Source organism: Bacillus sp. JJ634, assembly GCF_036962285.1.
GTDB classification, from domain to species: Bacteria; Bacillota; Bacilli; order Bacillales; family DSM-1321; genus Peribacillus; species Peribacillus asahii_A.
This window is the reverse complement of sequence record NZ_JBALMU010000057.1, coordinates 24,256-43,194: the sequence shown is the minus strand read 5'-3', so window position 1 is coordinate 43,194 and position 18,939 is coordinate 24,256. Positions and strand designations below refer to the sequence as shown.

Sequence of the window (18,939 nt, the reverse complement as noted above, 5' to 3'; positions counted from 1 at the left end):
GTTTCGTTTTTTTGGTTTTTCAGCATGATTATTTTCGTATTTGTTTCTTGATGAAAAAACAGGTAAACTACATATAGAATGTTTTCTGTCCTTAGGAGAACGGTCCTAAGGATTTTTTATACTATTAGAACTTATAGTAAACAGACGATAGTGCATAGGAAGGGACATCGATTTTTACCATGATTGACGGTAAGTCGTGTTTTTCTAATCTTATTTAAATAATTAGTTACATAAAGGTGATTAAGATATGGAGCAATTTGAATGGGTTTCACGAGGTGAAGAAGAGACTGCTCGTTTTGCAGGTCGGTTAGCAGAACATCTTAAAGGTGGAGATGTATTAGCTTTAGAGGGTGATTTAGGAGCAGGCAAGACCGCTTTTACAAAAGGGTTAGCGAAGGGGCTAGGGGTCACGCGAACTGTAAATAGCCCTACTTTTACGATTATTAAAGAATATCATGGGCGTTTACCGCTATATCATATGGATGTGTATCGTGTAAGTGAGGCGGAAGAAGATTTAGGATTTGATGAGTATTTTGAAGGTGAAGGTGTTACGGTTGTTGAATGGGCTCATTTAATTAAAAATCAACTTCCAGAGAATCTTTTAGTTATTTATATTTATCGTGTAGACGAATATAGTCGCCGATTTGTCATAGAAGCTCATGGAGATCGTTACGTCCAGTTGTGTAAGGAGATTATAGAATGAAAGTGTTAGCTATTGATACGTCTAATTTTACGCTAGGTATTGCTTTAATCGATGGCAATCAAGTCATTGGCGAGTACATTACTAATTTAAAGAAAAATCATTCTGTTCGGGTTATGCCGGCTATTGAGACGTTGTTAAAAGATTGTGACACTCTGCCAAAAGAGTTAGATAAAATCGTTGTAGCGAAAGGACCTGGATCTTATACAGGTGTTCGAATTGGTGTAACCATTGCGAAGACATTAGCTTGGACATTAAATATTCCATTATCAGCGATTTCAAGCTTAGAAGCTTTAGCTGCTAACGGTCGCTACTTTAACGGATTGATTTCACCATTATTTGATGCAAGGCGGGGACAAGTGTATACCGGTTTATATGAGTATGATGAGAATGAGCAATTGAAAGAAATTGTAGCAGATTGCAATATCTTATCGTCAGAATGGGCTGCCCGTCTTAAAGAGTGGAATCGTCCTATTTTATTTATAGGACAAGATATAGAAATTCATCGTGAAGCGCTTAGTGAGGTGCTTGGGGAGCTAGCAGTGTTTGTTCCGCATTCTTTGTATAATCCAAGACCAAGTGAGCTAGCTCTTCTTGGAAAAGATAAAGAGGAAGAAGACATTCACTTGTTTGTTCCAAATTATGTACGTATGGCTGAAGCTGAAGCAAAGTGGCTTGAACAGCAGGAGAACCAAAAAATGATGAAAGCGAACGATAACAATGAGTAAAACGATGACGTTTCGGCTGATGAATCGAGAAGATATTGATCAAGTATTAGAAGTAGAACGACAGTCTTTTACTTTGCCGTGGAGTAGAGAAGCTTTTTATAATGAGCTAGATCATAATCAGTATGCAGTGTATTTAGTTATTGAGGATAACGGTAAAGTTGTAGGGTACTGCGGTGCTTGGATTGTATTAGATGAGTCACATATCACGAATATTGCGATTTTACCTGAATATCGAGGGCAAAAATTAGGTGAAGCTCTACTCCTGAAGATGATTGAAATATCGATTAGTAAAGGTGTGGTTCGGATGACATTAGAAGTTCGAGTGAGTAATGAAGTTGCAATTTCTTTATATGAAAAATTAGGTTTTCAAAAAGGTGGTATCCGTAAAGGATATTATACTGATAATCGTGAAGATGCATATGTAATGTGGGTGAATTTCTCGTGAAACAAGAGCAAATTATATTAGGTATTGAGACAAGTTGTGATGAAACGGCTGCAGCCGTGATAAAAAACGGAACGGATATATTAAGCAATGTTGTGGCTTCTCAAATTGAAAGTCATAAGCGATTTGGTGGGGTCGTGCCGGAAATTGCTTCTCGCCACCATGTTGAACAAATTACAATAGTAATTGAAGAAGCATTACAACAAGCGAATATTACGTATGAAGATATTGATGCCATTGCAGTGACTGAAGGGCCAGGATTAGTTGGAGCCTTATTAATTGGTGTAAATGCAGCTAAGGCGATTGCGTTTGCACATGGAATACCATTAGTTGGTGTGCATCATATTGCAGGACATATTTATGCAAACCGTTTGATTCAAGAGATTCAATATCCAGCGCTTTCACTTGTTGTCTCAGGAGGGCATACAGAATTAGTGTTATTGAAGGAGTCCGGCTCATTTCAAGTCATTGGTGAGACTCGTGATGATGCTGCGGGCGAGGCCTATGATAAAGTAGCGCGAACATTGAATTTACCTTATCCAGGCGGTCCACATATTGACAGATTAGCACATGAAGGAACACCGTCCATTAAGTTACCTCGTGCGTGGCTAGAAGGAAGTTACGATTTTAGTTTTAGCGGATTAAAATCGGCTGTTATTAACACACTTCATAACGCAGAGCAGCGCGGCGAGGAGATTAAACCCGAAGATCTTGCCGCAAGCTTTCAACAAAGTGTAATTGAAGTATTAGTGACAAAAACGATTTCTGCAGCAAAAGAATACGGTGTAAAGCAATTGTTACTAGCAGGGGGAGTAGCAGCTAATAAAGGGCTGCGTGCTACGCTCACTGAGGCTTTTAAGGAAGTGCCGGAAGTAGAATTAATTATTCCCCCGCTTAGTCTTTGTACAGATAATGCGGCAATGATTGGAGCAGCAGGAAGTATTTTATTCGAAAAAGGAAAACGCTCTAATTTAGCGTTAAATGGAAACCCAGGATTAGATATTGAGGCTTTTTAAGAATGTGCACATATATTGATAAGGGTTGATACGGCGGAGCTATGTATATAGCTCTGCTTTATTTATTCATAAAAGTGATTTTGATTGTATCTGTGGATAAAAAAGTCTGATAATTAAAAATTGAATGTGAATAACTTGCGTTTTTGTTGATAAGTAGCATAATTTTTGTGGATAATGTGGAAAAGTTCGAATAAAGCTTGAATGAAAAGGAGAAGGTTGTGTATATTTTTGTGGATAAAGTTTATTTTAGTAAGAAACGAATACTTTAGGATGCGGATATAGAAAAAGGCCGACTTAAATAAAAGGTCGACCTTCTTAACATCTATATTTATCTCATACTTAATGGGTAGTAAGAGCCCCCATTGATGGAAGTTTCACTTTATATATCCAGCTCTGCCCACTCTTCTAATAGAAGATCAAGGGCTGCTTGTGCCTGCTCTAGCTTTGTTTGAATTTCTATCACTTTTTCGTGATTTTGAAATACTTCAGAATCACAAAGAAGCTGATTACACTCTTCAATATCTGCCTCTAATTTTTCTATTTCTCCTTCAATCTCTTCAATGCGGCGCTTGCGTTGGCGCTCTGCTTTTTTCGCTTCTTTATCAATGATGTAGCTGTTTTTATCCGTTACTTGCTCTGGTTGTTTACTTTGTGTTTGTTGTTGTTCGAGTGCTTCATGTTCCGCTTGTTCTTGTTTTTTCTGAACATAGTAGTCATAATCTCCAAGGAACTCTGCATTGCCATCTTTAGAGAGTTCAATGACCTTCGTTGCAATTCGGTTAATGAAGTATCGATCATGTGAAACGAAAAGCAATGTTCCTGGATAATCGATTAAAGCATTTTCAAGGACGAGTTTACTATCGAGATCTAAGTGGTTTGTTGGCTCATCGAGTATTAAAAAATTACCTTTTTCCATCATCATTTTTGCTAAAGCAAGTCGTGCTTTTTCACCGCCGCTAAGAGTAGAGACTGTTTTTAAAACGTCATCCCCGCTAAATAGGAAGTTTCCAAGTACAGTGCGTATCTCTTTTTCCGGCTTCAAAGGGTGTTCATCCCATAATTCGTTAAGTACTCGTTTGTTGGAAACGAGGTTCGCTTGCTCTTGATCATAATAGCTGACCTGAACGTTTGTGCCAAAGTGAATGTCACCTGAAAGAGCAGGCATCTTATCAATAATTGTTTTTAATAGTGTTGATTTGCCGACCCCGTTCGGACCGACGAGTGCAATGCTTTCGCCTTTTGTGATTCGAACGTTAATGTGTTGGGCAACCTTTTCGTTTTGATAGCCAATTGCCAGCTCGTTTAGCTGCAGCACTTCATTTCCACTTTGCTTCTCAATTTGAAAAGAGAAAGAAGCGGATTTTTGATCGCCTTGGGGTCTATCTAAGATTTCCATTTTCTCAAGCTGTTTTCGTCTGCTTTGTGCTCGTTTGGTAGTAGAAGCTCGTGTAATATTTCGTTGGACAAAGTCACGCAGCTTTTCAATTTCTTCTTGCTGCTTTTCAAATTGCTTCATATCTCGTTCGAAATCTTCCGCTTTTCTGACTAAATAAGAGCTGTAATTGCCGTGATATTTTTTCATTGAGTGTCGTGAGATTTCATATACTTGATTAACAACTTTATCAAGGAAGTATCGGTCATGAGAAACAATGAGTACAGCGCCTTGATAGCCTTGTAAATATTGTTCAAGCCAAGAAAGTGTTTCAATATCTAGATGGTTTGTCGGTTCATCCAGTATTAAAATATCTGGTTTTGTTAAAAGTAATTTACCAAGGGCCAGTCTTGTTTTTTGACCCCCGCTTAAGGTAGAGATAGGTGTAGAAGTGTCAAAGCTGCCAAATTGAAGCCCATGCAAAACAGAGCGAATATCTGCTTCATATTGATAGCCGCCGGACTCCTTAAATTGAACTTGCAGGGCATCATATTCACTCAGTACTTTTTGATAAACGGCTTCATTAGAGAAAATATCTGGATTTGCCATCTTTGCTTCTAATTGGCGTAAGGTTTGCTCTTGTGAAATGAGATGGTTAAATACGGTTAACATTTCATCCCAGATGGATAGTTCTGATTCAAGGCCTGTATCTTGGGCCATATAGCCGATTGTGACCCCTTTTGGTTGAATAATTTCTCCACCATCATAAGACAACTGTCCAGCAATAATTTTTAGTAGTGTAGATTTTCCAGCACCATTACGACCTACTAGAGCAATTCGGTCTTTATGTTGAACTTCGAGCTTCATATTCGATAGAATGAGTTCCGCTCCGTAATATTTAGATACTTGATTAACTTGTAATAAAATCATGAATTTCACCTCAGGTAGCATTATCCCGAACAAATTGTTATAGAACGTCTATCAGTTTTCAGATATACTGTTTTTTGACTCTAGACGTTTAAGCTTTTCTTCTTAGTGTACCGTATCATTGAACTTATCGGCAATAGAATGGTTATTTCGTTTCAAAACAAGCTGTTACATTATGTGGAATAATGGTGTATGATTTATAATAGGGATATTATAACGTAAGATTGTACACTTTCGAACATAGTGCAGTTTATTAAGAGTAAGATGACAGAATCCCCATTGTTTTTAGAAGAACGAGCAAGTTGGGAATGGAAGCGTTATCAGTGATATTTTGAATGCACCTCATGCTTCTATGGAATATAGGCAGAAGAATAGATTGAAAAGCGCGTGTGAAAGCGAGGGAGAATAATGAATCAAGGACAATTAAAAATACCGCAGGCTACGGCCAAAAGACTACCCTTGTATTATCGATTTTTACAAAACCTACATTCCTCTGGGAAACAAAGGGTTTCTTCAGCAGAGTTGAGTGAAGCTGTTAAGGTAGATTCAGCAACGATACGTCGTGACTTTTCGTACTTTGGCGCACTTGGAAAAAAAGGATATGGATATAATGTTAATTATTTATTATCATTTTTTAGAAAAACATTGGATCAAGATGAAGTGACGAAAGTAGCGTTAATTGGTGTAGGGAATCTAGGTACTGCTTTTTTAAATTATAATTTCTTGAAAAATAATAATACAAAAATTAGTATGGCTTTTGATGTGGACGAAAGAAAAGTCGGTACGAATATAGCCGATGTTCCGATTTATCATATGGATGAAATTGAGAGCCGTCTGCAAGGAGAGCAGGTTACAGCTGCAATCTTAACCATTCCAGCACATGTGGCTCAGCCCGTCACAGATCGTTTAATTGCTGCTCAAGTAAAAGGAATTTTAAACTTTACCCCAGCACGATTAAATGTACCTTCTTCTATTAGAATTCATCATATTGACTTGGCTGTTGAATTACAGTCATTGATTTACTTCCTGAAACATTATCCAGTATTAGAAGAAATCGTTGATATAGAGGATGGAATACCATTAAATAAATAAATTAAATAAATATATTGTTAAGGCTAATGAAACGATTTGATTCATGCGTATGAAACCGTATACATGAGTGAAAGATGAACAATGTCTAACATAGCCAAAGAAATAAAGCAGCTGATGACAGCTGCTTATTTCTTCTTTTGAATCGATTTTATTTTTACATGTAGTAAAAGCATTCGGATACCAGAGCCGAAGTCTAATGTAGCAATAAAGATAAGGAAATAAGCAAAGAATCCCCAACCTGATGATGTGACAGTTTGGACAGCGAAAGCAGTGAATACGATACCTAAACATATATAAATAATGCTTAATTTTAAAGGTGATTGATGTCTCATAAAAATCCTCCGATGAAAGCTTGCATATTTTGCATGAAATTTTGGATGTCTTCATAATACATTTGCACAATGACAACGAATGTATTCATAGATACATGAGCAATAATTGGGACTAGGATTCGTTTCGTCTGTATATAAAGGAAAGCGAAGGTAAAGCCCATTGCCGAATATAATAACAAATGCTCTAGTTCCATATGTGCTAAACCAAAAATGATGGAGCTAATCAAAGCTGCAATAAAGAAATTAAATCGCTTATATAAGGAACCGAAAATAATTTTTCGGAAAATAATTTCTTCTAATATGGGACCAATAATAGAACTCACTACTATCATTAATGGAATCTTATCAATGACAGATAAAATTTCTTGCGTATTGGCTGATTGAGTTTGAATGCCAATCCACTGTTCAATTGTAATCGCGATACTTTGTGCAAATAAAGCCAGAAAGACTCCACATATTGCCCAAAAGGTAGAAAGGGAGATGGACGCGGACGCTTTATCGCGAGTGAGTGCTGATTCTTTCATATCATGTCGCATGAAAAAGAGAGTAAGCAGAAGAGCTAATAAAAAACTAAAAATGGACCAGTAAGCAAAAGCTGTTAATTTCAATTCTCCACTAGGTATTCCTAACGTTTTTCCAATGAACATAAAGAGCGGCAGTCCAATAAATCCAGAGAACTGCATGGCAAGATACGTAATAATGACATACCAGTATTCTTTTCTCAAAAATAATTCTCCTTTAAGTGAAATCATTCATGCATAGGTACAGTGAAAATGGTATCAAAAAATATTGAATAACTCCACTTTTATAGGTGCTATTCAATCATATTTGTTGTAGCGATTTAATAGAATGGGTAGGGCTGCTTTTGATAAGAATCTATTATTAAAAATTAATATGAAAATTTTTGATGAAGATACTTGCAAAACAGGAATGATTTATTTAATATAATAATTGTGTTAGCACTCATAGGTGTTGAGTGCTAATAATTCAAAACAATTAATCATAAGAATTTGAGGAGGTTGTTTCACTTGTTAAAACCATTAGGTGATCGCGTTATTATTGAACTAGTTGAGTCAGAAGAAAAAACAGCTAGCGGTATCGTACTTCCAGATACAGCAAAAGAAAAGCCACAAGAAGGTAAGGTCGTAGCAGTTGGTACGGGCCGTGTTCTTGAAAATGGCGAACGTGTTACTTTAGAGGTTGCCCAAGGCGATCGTATTATCTTCTCAAAATACGCTGGTACGGAAGTCAAGTACGAGGGTACTGAATACTTAATTTTACGCGAAAGCGATATTTTAGCAATTATTGGATAATTATACAACAATACTTAACTGAACGAAAATTTTAATGAAAAATGATTAGGGAGGTACTTATACATGGCTAAAGAAATTAAATTTAGTGAAGAAGCTCGCCGCGCAATGCTTCGTGGTGTAGATGCGCTTGCAGATGCAGTAAAAGTAACATTAGGACCAAAAGGACGCAACGTCGTTCTTGAGAAAAAATTCGGTTCACCGCTTATTACAAATGACGGTGTAACAATCGCAAAAGAAATCGAGCTTGAAGATGCATTCGAAAATATGGGTGCAAAATTGGTTGCTGAAGTAGCAAGCAAAACAAATGACGTAGCTGGTGACGGTACAACAACAGCAACAGTTCTTGCTCAAGCAATGATTCGTGAAGGATTGAAAAACGTAACAGCTGGTGCGAACCCAATGGGTATCCGTAAAGGAATCGAAAAAGCGGTTAACGCTGCAATCGAAGAGTTAAAAGCGATTTCTAAACCAGTTGAAAACAAAGAATCTATCGCACAAGTTGCGGCGATTTCTGCTGCTGACGAAGAAGTTGGTAAACTAATCGCTGAAGCAATGGAACGCGTTGGTAACGACGGTGTTATCACAATTGAAGAATCTAAAGGTTTCACAACTGAGTTAGACGTTGTAGAAGGTATGCAATTCGACCGTGGATATGCATCTCCATACATGGTAACTGATTCAGATAAAATGGAAGCAGTTCTTGATAACCCGTACATCTTAATTACTGATAAGAAAATCGGTAACATTCAAGAAATCCTTCCTGTACTTGAGCAAGTTGTACAACAAGGTAAACCACTATTAATCATTGCAGAAGACGTTGAAGGTGAAGCACTTGCAACACTTGTTGTGAACAAACTTCGCGGAACATTCAATGCAGTAGCAGTTAAAGCTCCTGGATTCGGTGATCGTCGTAAAGCAATGCTTGAAGATATCGCAGCTCTTACTGGTGGAGAAGTAATTACAGAAGAAGTAGGTCTTGACCTGAAATCTGCTACAATCCAATCACTAGGACGCGCTTCTAAAATTGTTGTAACAAAAGAAAATACAACAATCGTTGAAGGTGCTGGAAATGCAGAAGCAATTCAAGCTCGCGTAAACCAAATCCGCGTTCAATTAGAAGAAACAACTTCTGAATTTGATCGTGAGAAATTACAAGAACGCCTTGCTAAATTAGCTGGTGGTGTAGCGGTTATCAAAGTTGGTGCGGCTACTGAAACAGAATTAAAAGAACGCAAACTTCGTATTGAAGATGCATTGAACTCTACTCGTGCTGCGGTTGAAGAAGGTATCGTAGCTGGTGGTGGTACAGCGCTTCTTAACGTATACAATAAAGTGGCTGAGCTTCAAGCTGAAGGCGACGAAGCAACAGGTGTGAAAATCGTTCTTCGCGCGATTGAAGAGCCTGTACGTCAAATCGCTCACAACGCTGGTCTTGAAGGATCTGTTATCGTTGAGCGTCTTAAAGGTGAAGCGGTTGGAACTGGATTCAACGCAGCTACTGGTGCATGGGTAAACATGATCGAAGCTGGTATCGTTGACCCAACGAAAGTAACTCGTTCAGCTCTACAAAACGCTGGAAGCGTTGCAGCTATGTTCTTAACAACAGAAGCAGTTGTTGCTGACAAACCAGAACCTGCTGGTGCTGCTGGAATGCCTGACATGAGCGGTATGGGCGGCATGGGCGGCATGATGTAATATCCGCTTATGACACGAAAAGATCTACTCTATTTGGAGTAGATCTTTTTTGTATGATTTCTTTAGTAATGATTCAGCATTGGTAAAACGGATGTACAGAATTCCAGTTTGTAAATTTCCTTTGAAGAAAACATTAAAAAAAACAGGAAAAAAAGACCACCAATAATCGGGGAAAATTCCCGTTGAACAGCAAGGTGATTAACCATTTTTGTGAAAAATATCCTCCTATAAGCTGAAAGCCCAATCTACTATTTTATTATCCTTTACTATCAGGCTAATCCCTTTATTTACAAATATTCACAATCGATTAATAAATATTCACTATAATCAACGTCGTGGTTAAGAAATTCAATCCGAGAGGGGAAGAGAATCATGACGAATGAGAGATCTTTGGACGAATTAGTGAGAAAGTTTACCCAAGAAAATTTGAACAAGAATGTTGACCGCCGCAGCTTCCTGCAAGGTGCAGGAAAGGTTGCAGGATTGTCTCTGGGACTGGCTATCGCTAATTCAATGGGTGGATTTAAGGTAGAGGCTGCTCCGGTATTCAAGGAATATCCTTTTACGCTTGGTGTCGCCTCTGGTGATCCGTTATCTGACAGTGTTGTATTGTGGACAAGACTGGCTCCGGATCCGTTAAATGGCGGGGGAATGTCGTCTCATATCGTTCCGGTCCAATGGGAACTCGCGACCGATGAAAACTTTCGCAACATCATTCAACGGGGAACAGAACATGCCTCACCAAACCTTGCACACTCTGTCCACGTTGAAGTAAGCGGTCTGAAGGCGAATACCGTATATTATTACCGTTTCAAGAGCGGAAATGAACTTAGCCCTGTTGGAAGAACAAAAACCCTTCCGGCGCCTGGCGCCAGCGTAGCTAGCATGACGTTTGCTTTTGCTTCCTGCCAGCAGTTTGAGCACGGCTATTATACGGCGTACAAGCATATGGCAAAAGAGGATCTTGATCTAGTGTTCCATCTCGGAGATTACATATATGAATACGGTACAAACGAATATCTATCGCCAACAGGCAATGTGCGTGCACATCATGGCGATGAAATCATTACGATTGAAGATTATCGCAACCGCTATGCCCAGTATCGTTCAGATGAATATCTTAGGGCTGCACACGCTTCTTTCCCGTGGATTGTGACTTGGGATGACCATGAAGTAGAGAACAACTACGCCAATGTTATTCCTGAAAAAAACCAATCTGTTGAAGAATTTATCAAGCGCCGTGCCGCTGCTTACCAGGCCTATTACGAGCATATGCCGCTGCGCAAGTCTTCATTGCCTCACGATGGCGGCATGCAATTATACCGCGATTTTAGGTATGGTGATTTGGCAAATTTCTATGTTCTTGACACTCGTCAGTACCGTGATGATCAAGCAAATGGCGATGGATCGAAAGCACATACAGCGGAATCCCTGGATCCAAACCGGACTCTTCTTGGACCAGAGCAGGAAAAATGGCTGCTCGATAATCTGGGAAACTCGAAATCTCAATGGAATGTCCTTGCCCAGCAGATTTTCTTTGCAGAGCGTAAATCAGGATCCAGCACAGCACCAAAATTCAGCATGGATTCCTGGGACGGTTATCCGGCCGCACGTCAGCATATTACCAACTTTGTTGCCAGCAGAGACATCAACAACATAATTGTTCTAACTGGAGATGTCCATGCAAGTTGGGCTTCGAACCTGACGACTGATTACAACAATCCGGAGGCCCCCATTTTGGGAGCGGAGTTTGTCGGAACCTCAATCACATCAGGAGGGGACGGCTCAGATGTGCGTGCAGATACAGCGAAAACTTTATTGAACAACCCGCACATCAAATTCTTTAATAATTACCGCGGTTACGTTCGCTGCCAGGTCACTCCGGAACAATGGCGTGCCGATTATCGTGTTGTTCCATTCGTGACCAATCCTGGAGCTGATATCTCCACAAGAGCATCATTTGTTTTTCAAAAAGATCAGCAAGGTCTGAAGGAAGTAGCTACTACTACGGTGCCTATGGGTGTCCAAATGTCTAGTGAAGTGGAAGAAGACCGCCATCGTGCCCATGACCGCGCGCATCAGAAGCAAATGGAGAAAAAACGCAAACGCGAAGCAGTTTCTAATTAAACTTAAGCAGAACATGAAGGAACAGGGGAAATGGCAGAAAGAACGCTGCAATACCAACTGACTGCCATTTTCTTAAAAAAGGGAGATGAACCTAAATGCTTTCCAATATTGGTATTCCAGGGTTAATTTTAGTACTCGTTATCGCTCTTATTATTTTCGGACCTTCCAAGCTGCCGGAAATCGGCCGTGCGTTTGGCCGTACATTAACCGAATTTAAAAGTGCTGCAAAGGAATTAGTATCTGATGATAATAAAGAGGAAGCGAAAAGACCTGAGCTAACCGCTGTGAAAAAGGAAAATTAATAGAAAGAGAGCTGGCGGCGCCGCCCGTCCGCTCTCTTTCTTTGGCTAATATGAAAGTATAAATTTTGACTTTGAGAATTGTCCAGTTCCAACGCCCTAGCGGCTAGTGTCCTTCGCTCTCCACCCTACGATAAGTCAACATCGAACGCTTGAGCTCTTCGTATTTCCTTTATCCCGGTTGGAGAGCTCCAGGCGATACGCCGCTGACCAGGGCGCTTGCGCTTTTCTTATAAAAAAGGAGGCTTCTGGAATGAAAAATAAAGAGCAGAATCTGGCTGATCATTTAGAGGAGCTTCGCCAGCGAATCATTTTGACGTTACTGGCATTTATTGCTTTTCTAATCATCAGTTTTATTTTTGTCCAAGATATTTATCAGTGGCTCATAAGGGGTCTTAATGGAAAACTGGCCATCCTTGGTCCAAGTGATATCCTTTGGGTTTACATGATGATTGCTGCAGTATTTGCAATCACGGCAACTATTCCGGTCGCTGCTTACCAGACTTGGCGCTTTGTAGCACCGGCGCTGAATCCTGAAGAAAGTAAGGTTACTTTAAGGTTTATTCCAGGACTATTCCTGTTGTTTATTTTAGGGATTTCATTTGGATATTTCGTACTGTTTCCAATTGTGCTGGGGTTTTTAACCACTCTGTCAGCAGGGCAATTTGAAACGATGTTTACGGCTGAAAAATATTTTAGGTTCATGATTAACCTTACACTGCCGTTTGGGTTTCTGTTTGAAATGCCGCTCATTGTCATGTTTTTAACGAGACTGGGGATTCTTAATCCAATTAGGCTGGCCAAGGCGAGGAGGATTTCCTATTTTTTTCTGATTGTTATATCCGTTCTAATCACTCCCCCGGATTTAATTTCCGATGTTCTGGTGATCGTGCCATTGCTTGTGCTTTATGAAGTAAGTGTATCTCTCTCCAGGATTGTTTACAGAAAAAAATTGCTGCAGGAAGCAGCTTTGGAGAACCACGGCGTGACAGAGAGTGGCCACTCCTACTCATGATGATGGCTTCAACTGGAGCAATTTGAAGAGCTTGTCCGTGACCTAAATTCTGCTGCCATTTCATCTTTAGGACGAGCTTCCAAGATTGTTGTTACAAAAGTAAATACAACAATCATTGATGGTAATGGCGCAACAGAGGACATTCAAGTACGTATTAACCAAATCTGTATTTAAATAGAAGAAACCACTTCCTGTAAAAATTTAGGGAATGTTTTTTGTGTTGTTAAAATTCGCATATCAAGACTTTGGGAATGACAGACGTTTTAAGAACACGATTAAAACGGATATCAAGAATAATAAAATTTGATTGGTGGAAATCCTGCTAAGTTAGTGGTTAATAAGCTCTACCTAGTTAGTAAGGCAGTGCTTTATATATCATGTCCTTCTATCTAGTTTAATTTACCTAATTTTCCTTATTTACGGAAAATTAATACAATATTAATTTTCCGCACATAATCACTGCTTATAATTCAAATTGTTAAATAGTTTACTAGGAGGCATAAAAGATGGGATCTAAAATGAAAAGGAAGGCAATTCCGCTACTTGCCACAACGTTTCTTGCCACAACTGCTTTTACAACTCAAACTTTTATCAATGATGGTAATAATCAAAAAGCAGCAGCAAATGAATCTTCAAAGGAAGAATCAAAACAAAAGAATGCAAGCTGGCTTGCAGGTGACCACCACGTACATAGTGAGTGGAGTGTTGGCTGGGACAACTCTACAAATCCTCCAACACCAATCCGAGGTGGAGATGCCATTTATCCAATTGTGAAAAATGCGGAAAAAGCAAAAGAGTACGGACTTGATTGGATGATGACAACAGATCATGGGGGGCCTAATCATTCCAGGGTTAACTTAGAACAAGCTTATCCTGAATTATTAAAATCCCGTGAAGCTGTTCCTGAAGTTCTTCAATTCTACGGGATGGAGTTTGACACACCTGCTGCTGACCATAGTACATTAATGATTCCGAAAGTCGATAATGAATCACAAATTCTTTACGATATTGAAAGCAAATTTAATAAGCGCGAACCTTATCCAAATGACGGCAGCAGAGATACTGAGTCTACAATGATCGAAGCACTTAACTATATGAAACAATTGGACGATGACGAGCAGCCGATTCATATTGCCCATCACCCTTCACGTTCAGCAACAGGTGATGGTGTGTGGGGACAAGATACACCACAGGAGTTCCGTAATTGGAATGATATCGCACCTAATATCTCGATTGGGATGGAAGGAGCTCCTGGTCACCAGGCTAATGCTATAAATAAAGATGGTTCTCAAGACCCTAATGGCGCTCGTGGATCATATGGTAACTACCCAACAATGGGTGGATTTGACCAAATGGCGGCAAAGGTTGGTGGACTATGGGATTCTATGCTTGGTGAAGGAAGACATTGGTGGATTACAGCTACCTCTGACTCACATGTTAACTGGCGTGATGGCGGCGGCGACTTCTGGCCCGGTGAATATTCTAAAACCTATGTAAATGCAGAGAAAGACTACGATGATATTATGGAGAGCATTCGTAAAGGGAATGTTTTCGTTACAACCGGTGATTTAATTTCTGAGCTGGATGTGAAAGTTCAAGCTGGAGGCAAATCACCTTGGTTTGCGAAATCGAAAGGAAACTCAGCTACAAGTGGTGAAACTCTTACATTGCCAGGAAAATCTAAGGATGTAACGGTAACGATTCGTATGAAAGATCCAAACGCTGCAAATTCCAATGGAGATACACCAAAGGTTGACCATGTAGACTTAATTATGGGAGAAGTTACTGGAAAAGTTGAAGATCGTTCAACAGCAACAAACTCGACAACGAAAGTCGTTAAAACGTTTACCAAAAAAGATTGGAAACAAGATGGTGAATACATTGAGATTACTCATACGTTAAAAAATGTGGATGAAGACAGTTATATCCGCTTACGTGGGACAAATACTCAACAAACAGAACCGAAAATTGACCCGCGTGGCGAAGATCCATGGACTGACCTTTGGTTCTACTCTAACCCAGTATTTATCAAGACTGCAAAGTAAGTCTTTCAAATTAATAGGGCGGGGAGATTTAAGTCTCCTCGTTTTTCATTATTTTTTCAACAACAAGAAAGTAACAAATGAAAAATGGAGTGAATTCTATGAAAAAGCTTTTTTTATTAATGATGCTTATCATTTCGATAACCTCTATACAATCTCCCTCTGCATATGCCCATACCAATAACAGTGAAGGGTATTCCCTTATTGAAGTAAATGGGAATAATCTCGATTATGAACTAAAGCTTGATCTTACAGAATTAGGCCATTTAATGAATAAAGAAATGACTGAAAAGCAATATTTTGACACGAAAGCGGTTCAAGATTATATCAATTCTCATATTGAGCTTTATGTAGATAGTGTAAAGGTGGAGGGCACTATAGAGAAATCGGACGTTGAAATGATAAATGACCGTCAGTTTGCAGTGATTAACCTGAATTACGAGCTAGAACAAAAACCTCAAAAATTAATTTTAGATTATAATATGTTCTTAGATGATTCTGATCCAAGTCATGCCAATTATGCAACAATTAAATTAGATGGAAAACAACAAGAGGCGATTCTTACGTACGAATCAAGAGAGCTTGAAATTGGAGAAACTTCTTTTTTTCAAGCCACTACACAGTTTCTAATGCTTGGTTTAGAGCATATTTTCACAGGTTATGATCATATTCTGTTTGTCATTAGCTTATTATTTGGAGCAAAGACTATTAAAAATATTCTGGCCCTGGTCACTGCCTTTACAATAGCGCATAGTATTACGTTAGTCCTGGCCACTTTAGAGATTGTGCAGTTACCTGGCAGGTTTGTAGAATCAGCTATTGCCTTGAGCATTATTTACGTAGCACTTATAAATATTTTTAATCCTGAGTCGAAACATCAATCCTGGCTTGCCTTCGGTTTTGGGCTTATCCACGGATTCGGCTTTGCAGGAATTCTATCGGAAATGCGATTGGAAGGAAGTCACTTAGCCATCTCACTATTATCTTTCAATATCGGTATTGAAATCGGACAACTGATCATTGTTTCATTAGTATTTCCTATCCTACTTTGGTTAAGGAGATTAACATTCAAACCTGTAAAATGGATAATTCCTGGAACTTCAGTAGCTATTTTGGCATTTGGTCTAGTGTGGTTTATTGAAAGAGCTTTTTAACGAAGCTACCACTCGTTAACATAAACAATCCCCAAAGCCACTTTAGATTTTCTAGTGGTTTTGGGGAGTTTCTTTTTCACCGAGAATCTCAATGCTAAAAATAAGAACAGTTAAGTAAAGCCTTGATACACTGAGCCTTTTGCATACAGCGTTAAAGGTATTACACACTCTTACCTTACGGGCGGCATGATGTAATTTAACTACTAGTTAAGTTCATAATCGGATGAAGCTAATCACATAAATGACTTTTTCAAAAAAAGACTACTTCTTGAAAATAGGAGGTAGTCTTTCTTGTCTTTTCTCAGCACTTCACAGAGCCAGAGCGGAAGTAAGTTAAAAAACAACAGCATGATAACGGAGCCTTATGAAAAGATAAAAAGATTAAATTTTCAATAAATTGTTTGACTTACAATATTTTCCCATTATATAATACACATATAGAATAACAATTACCGATTAACGGTAAAAGGAGGATATTCATGTTTAGTCTACCGACAGTTCAATTTACTGATGAGCAAGAACAGTTTCGTTTAGAAGTACGAGCGTTTTTACAAGAGCATTTAGCTAAAGGGACATTTAAAACAAAATGTGATTCATGGTTAAGTGGTAGTGATCCTGCCTTTTCAAAGTTGATTGGAGAACAGGGATGGATCGGGTTAACATGGCCTAAAAAATACGGTGGTCAGGAACGCAGTACAATTGACCGTTACATTTTAACAGAGGAGTTTTTAGCTGTTGGTGCTCCTGTAGCGGCACACTGGTTTGCCGATCGACAAACAGGACCGCTTTTAATGCGCTTTGGTACAGAGGAGCAGCGTGAGTTTTTCTTACCGAAAATTGTTAAAGGGGAATGCTATTTTGGTATTGGTTTAAGTGAGCCGAACAGCGGATCGGATTTAGCATCTGTTAAAACACGTGCTGAAAAGGTAGAGGGCGGCTGGATTATAAATGGTTCGAAAACGTGGACGAGCAACGCGCATGATGCACACTATGCGGTGACGCTTATACGCACTGAGCCACTTGGTGAGAAAAAGCATGAGGGGTTAAGTCAGTTAATTATCGATTTACATGCAGAGGGAGTTACGATTGTACCGATTAAGTATTTAACGGGCGAGCATCATTTTAACGAAGTATTTTTTGATAACGTTTTTGTTCCCGATAATATGGTTGTAGGTACTCTTGGAAATGGATGGAAACAAGGGTTGGCTGAACTAGCATTTGAACGAAGTGGCCCAGAGCGTATTTTAAGTACGTTCCCATTACTTGATGAGTTAATCGCCGAGCTGAAAAGACAAGGTGATGCAGTCGGTATGAAGGAGGCGGCAAAAGTACTTTCTCGCCTATGGGGACTGCGTAATTTATCTATCGGGGTTGCGAAGGTCCTTGAAGAGGGTGGAGAAGTCGCCATTCCTGCAGCGCTTGTTAAAAGTATAGGTACGAAGTTTGAGCAAAGCATTCCTGAGATTACACGCTTACTCGTGCGTACATATCCACGTCTTGAAGCTGAACGCAGAATTGACCGTTTTATGGCTGAGTCAACATTACACGCACCAGGCTTTACAATTCGCGGTGGTACATCAGAAGTGCTATATGGCATGGTAGCGAAAGGGGTTGTTGGACAATGAGCGAAATGAAAGAAATGATTGTAAACGTTGTCGAGAAGATTTTTAAAGATAAAGTGGACAAGGAAAAAGTGGATGTAGTAGAAGAGGGAAAATGGGCTGAGGATGTCTGGCAAGTTCTTCAGGATAATGAAATGCTGGCGGTAGCTGTATCTGAAGAAAACGGAGGTGCAGGTGGTGATTTAGACGATTTGCTAAATTTATATCGTTTAATTGGGAAATATGCTGTACCAATTCCGTTTGTAGAAACGACATTTGCCAACGTTCTATTAGAAAAAACTGGGCTTAACGTTACTCAGGAAAAAGCCACTTATGCGGTTGAAGAACAACTGAACGTATCCATTGACAATGGAACAGTATCAGGAACGATCGTTAATGTTCCATGGGCAAGGTATGTCGATGAATTAGTCGTTGTTGCTACTGGTACATCGGGACTTGAACTTGTTCAAGTATCACTGAAAGATGCAGCTATTTCTCCGAATATGAATCTAGCATGCGAACCGCGTGATACCGTGACATTAGTCCATGCACCTGTCCAGCAACAAACAAAGATTACAAATGAGCAGTTAGAGTACTTTATTGCCCTTGAATCTGCTGCAAAATCGGCTGCGATGTCTGGTGCGATTGACAAGGCCTATGAGTTAACCGTGCGTTATACAAAAGAGCGTGAACAGTTTGGTCGTCCTATTCATCGCTTCCAATTAGTACAGCAACATTTAGCAAACTTAGCAGGAGAGGCTGTTATTACAAGCTCAGCAATAGATAATATGATTGCTTCTATTACTCGAAAATGTTTACAAAATGAAGTGGCTTATACGCGAATTCGTATAGAGGAAGCAGCAAAAATCGTTGCAACATCTGCACACCAAGTACATGCTGCCATCGGTGTAACACATGAACATAGCTTACATCAATATACTCGCAGACTTTGGTCTTGGCGTGAAGAAGGTGCAGGCGAGGCTTATTGGACGAAGCAGCTGGCGAATCGTTTAATGGAAGTAAAAGACGATAATTTATGGGGATATTTAACAAGAACAGAAAAAGTCTTTCAATTATAAGGAGG

At 39.4% G+C, this 18,939-nt stretch carries 17 protein-coding genes; 14 read left to right on the top strand and 3 right to left on the bottom strand.

The features are described 5' to 3' along the window. The first annotated feature begins 247 nt into the window (after nucleotides 1–247). The 4 genes from tsaE to tsaD are packed head-to-tail and all read left to right on the top strand — an operon-like array spanning nucleotide 248 to nucleotide 2,886. Nucleotides 248–703 (top strand): tRNA (adenosine(37)-N6)-threonylcarbamoyltransferase complex ATPase subunit type 1 TsaE, encoded by a 456-nt coding sequence (gene tsaE, locus V7068_RS10645; protein WP_127758805.1) that lies wholly within the window; start codon nucleotides 248–250, stop codon nucleotides 701–703. Beyond that, on the top strand, nucleotides 700–1,428 hold the full coding sequence (gene tsaB, locus V7068_RS10640; protein ID WP_499712706.1) for a tRNA (adenosine(37)-N6)-threonylcarbamoyltransferase complex dimerization subunit type 1 TsaB: 729 nt from the start codon (nucleotides 700–702) through the stop codon (nucleotides 1,426–1,428). The genes tsaE and tsaB overlap by 4 nt, the downstream gene beginning before the upstream one ends. Continuing rightward, complete coding sequence (gene rimI, locus V7068_RS10635; protein ID WP_127758807.1) at nucleotides 1,421–1,873, top strand: ribosomal protein S18-alanine N-acetyltransferase; 453 nt, start codon at nucleotides 1,421–1,423, stop codon at nucleotides 1,871–1,873. Before tsaB ends, rimI begins: the two co-directional genes overlap by 8 nt. Continuing rightward, nucleotides 1,870–2,886 carry a tRNA (adenosine(37)-N6)-threonylcarbamoyltransferase complex transferase subunit TsaD gene (gene tsaD / locus V7068_RS10630; protein WP_403039201.1) on the top strand — a complete coding sequence of 339 codons (1,017 nt, stop codon included), beginning with the start codon at nucleotides 1,870–1,872 and terminating at the stop codon, nucleotides 2,884–2,886. The genes rimI and tsaD overlap by 4 nt, the downstream gene beginning before the upstream one ends. A gap of 379 nt (nucleotides 2,887–3,265) precedes the next feature. On the opposite strand, the gene V7068_RS10625 is transcribed toward tsaD, so the two are convergent. After that, on the bottom strand, nucleotides 3,266–5,188 hold the full coding sequence (locus V7068_RS10625) for an ABC-F family ATP-binding cassette domain-containing protein (RefSeq protein ID WP_499712704.1): 1,923 nt from the start codon (nucleotides 5,186–5,188) through the stop codon (nucleotides 3,266–3,268). A gap of 405 nt (nucleotides 5,189–5,593) precedes the next feature. On the opposite strand from V7068_RS10625, the gene V7068_RS10620 reads away from it, so the two are divergent. Beyond that, on the top strand, nucleotides 5,594–6,277 hold the full coding sequence (locus V7068_RS10620) for a redox-sensing transcriptional repressor Rex (RefSeq protein ID WP_499712703.1): 684 nt from the start codon (nucleotides 5,594–5,596) through the stop codon (nucleotides 6,275–6,277). 125 nt (nucleotides 6,278–6,402) lie between these two features. On the opposite strand, the gene V7068_RS10615 is transcribed toward V7068_RS10620, so the two are convergent. Together V7068_RS10615 and V7068_RS10610 are read right to left on the bottom strand one after the other, a co-directional pair. Then, on the bottom strand, nucleotides 6,403–6,609 hold the full coding sequence (locus tag V7068_RS10615; protein WP_499712702.1) for a YdiK family protein: 207 nt from the start codon (nucleotides 6,607–6,609) through the stop codon (nucleotides 6,403–6,405). Then, nucleotides 6,606–7,334 carry a CPBP family intramembrane glutamic endopeptidase gene (locus tag V7068_RS10610; RefSeq protein WP_499712700.1) on the bottom strand — a complete coding sequence of 243 codons (729 nt, stop codon included), beginning with the start codon at nucleotides 7,332–7,334 and terminating at the stop codon, nucleotides 6,606–6,608. The genes V7068_RS10615 and V7068_RS10610 overlap by 4 nt, the downstream gene beginning before the upstream one ends. Nucleotides 7,335–7,637: 303 nt before the next feature. Between V7068_RS10610 and groES the strand changes: the two genes are divergently transcribed. The 9 genes from groES (at nucleotide 7,638) to V7068_RS10565 (ending at nucleotide 18,934) form a co-directional block, all read left to right on the top strand. Beyond that, nucleotides 7,638–7,922, top strand: coding sequence for a co-chaperone GroES (gene groES, locus V7068_RS10605; protein WP_119118294.1), 285 nt, complete (start codon nucleotides 7,638–7,640; stop codon nucleotides 7,920–7,922). Nucleotides 7,923–7,985: 63 nt separating this feature from the next. Then, a complete protein-coding gene (gene groL / locus V7068_RS10600) occupies nucleotides 7,986–9,617 on the top strand; it encodes a chaperonin GroEL (RefSeq protein ID WP_375351208.1) in 1,632 nt (543 codons plus the stop codon). A 372-nt stretch (nucleotides 9,618–9,989) separates the two neighbouring features. Further along, on the top strand, nucleotides 9,990–11,744 hold the full coding sequence (phoD, locus tag V7068_RS10595) for an alkaline phosphatase PhoD (protein WP_499712699.1): 1,755 nt from the start codon (nucleotides 9,990–9,992) through the stop codon (nucleotides 11,742–11,744). Nucleotides 11,745–11,839: 95 nt separating this feature from the next. After that, nucleotides 11,840–12,046 (top strand): sec-independent protein translocase protein TatAD, encoded by a 207-nt coding sequence (gene tatAD, locus V7068_RS10590; RefSeq protein ID WP_127758817.1) that lies wholly within the window; start codon nucleotides 11,840–11,842, stop codon nucleotides 12,044–12,046. A gap of 250 nt (nucleotides 12,047–12,296) precedes the next feature. After that, nucleotides 12,297–13,058, top strand: a complete 762-nt coding sequence (gene tatC / locus V7068_RS10585; RefSeq protein WP_499712698.1) for a twin-arginine translocase subunit TatC — start codon at nucleotides 12,297–12,299, stop codon at nucleotides 13,056–13,058. A gap of 506 nt (nucleotides 13,059–13,564) precedes the next feature. Continuing rightward, a complete protein-coding gene (locus V7068_RS10580; protein ID WP_499712697.1) occupies nucleotides 13,565–15,103 on the top strand; it encodes a CehA/McbA family metallohydrolase domain-containing protein in 1,539 nt (512 codons plus the stop codon). Nucleotides 15,104–15,201: 98 nt separating this feature from the next. Next, nucleotides 15,202–16,254: a HupE/UreJ family protein gene (locus V7068_RS10575; RefSeq protein WP_499712695.1), complete on the top strand. Its 1,053-nt coding sequence runs from the start codon at nucleotides 15,202–15,204 to the stop codon at nucleotides 16,252–16,254. A gap of 479 nt (nucleotides 16,255–16,733) precedes the next feature. Further along, nucleotides 16,734–17,879 carry an acyl-CoA dehydrogenase family protein gene (locus V7068_RS10570; RefSeq protein ID WP_127758822.1) on the top strand — a complete coding sequence of 382 codons (1,146 nt, stop codon included), beginning with the start codon at nucleotides 16,734–16,736 and terminating at the stop codon, nucleotides 17,877–17,879. After that, nucleotides 17,876–18,934 (top strand): acyl-CoA dehydrogenase family protein, encoded by a 1,059-nt coding sequence (locus tag V7068_RS10565; RefSeq protein WP_499712694.1) that lies wholly within the window; start codon nucleotides 17,876–17,878, stop codon nucleotides 18,932–18,934. The genes V7068_RS10570 and V7068_RS10565 overlap by 4 nt, the downstream gene beginning before the upstream one ends. The last annotated feature ends 5 nt before the right edge of the window (nucleotides 18,935–18,939 follow it).

What these genes read in the sequence shown, in the direction of transcription:
- V7068_RS10580 (WP_499712697.1), top strand. Translation starts at nt 13,565, where the DNA reads ATGGGATCTAAAATGAAAAGGAAGGCAATTCCGCTACTTGCCACAACG.
- V7068_RS10570 (WP_127758822.1), top strand. Translation starts at nt 16,734, where the DNA reads ATGTTTAGTCTACCGACAGTTCAATTTACTGATGAGCAAGAACAGTTT.
- rimI (WP_127758807.1), top strand. Translation starts at nt 1,421, where the DNA reads ATGAGTAAAACGATGACGTTTCGGCTGATGAATCGAGAAGATATTGAT.
- groL (WP_375351208.1), top strand. Translation starts at nt 7,986, where the DNA reads ATGGCTAAAGAAATTAAATTTAGTGAAGAAGCTCGCCGCGCAATGCTT.
- phoD (WP_499712699.1), top strand. Translation starts at nt 9,990, where the DNA reads ATGACGAATGAGAGATCTTTGGACGAATTAGTGAGAAAGTTTACCCAA.
- tatAD (WP_127758817.1), top strand. Translation starts at nt 11,840, where the DNA reads ATGCTTTCCAATATTGGTATTCCAGGGTTAATTTTAGTACTCGTTATC.
- V7068_RS10620 (WP_499712703.1), top strand. Translation starts at nt 5,594, where the DNA reads ATGAATCAAGGACAATTAAAAATACCGCAGGCTACGGCCAAAAGACTA.
- tsaB (WP_499712706.1), top strand. Translation starts at nt 700, where the DNA reads ATGAAAGTGTTAGCTATTGATACGTCTAATTTTACGCTAGGTATTGCT.
- tsaE (WP_127758805.1), top strand. Translation starts at nt 248, where the DNA reads ATGGAGCAATTTGAATGGGTTTCACGAGGTGAAGAAGAGACTGCTCGT.
- V7068_RS10625 (WP_499712704.1), bottom strand. Translation starts at nt 5,188, where the DNA reads ATGATTTTATTACAAGTTAATCAAGTATCTAAATATTACGGAGCGGAA.
- V7068_RS10565 (WP_499712694.1), top strand. Translation starts at nt 17,876, where the DNA reads ATGAGCGAAATGAAAGAAATGATTGTAAACGTTGTCGAGAAGATTTTT.
- V7068_RS10575 (WP_499712695.1), top strand. Translation starts at nt 15,202, where the DNA reads ATGAAAAAGCTTTTTTTATTAATGATGCTTATCATTTCGATAACCTCT.
- V7068_RS10615 (WP_499712702.1), bottom strand. Translation starts at nt 6,609, where the DNA reads ATGAGACATCAATCACCTTTAAAATTAAGCATTATTTATATATGTTTA.
- tatC (WP_499712698.1), top strand. Translation starts at nt 12,297, where the DNA reads ATGAAAAATAAAGAGCAGAATCTGGCTGATCATTTAGAGGAGCTTCGC.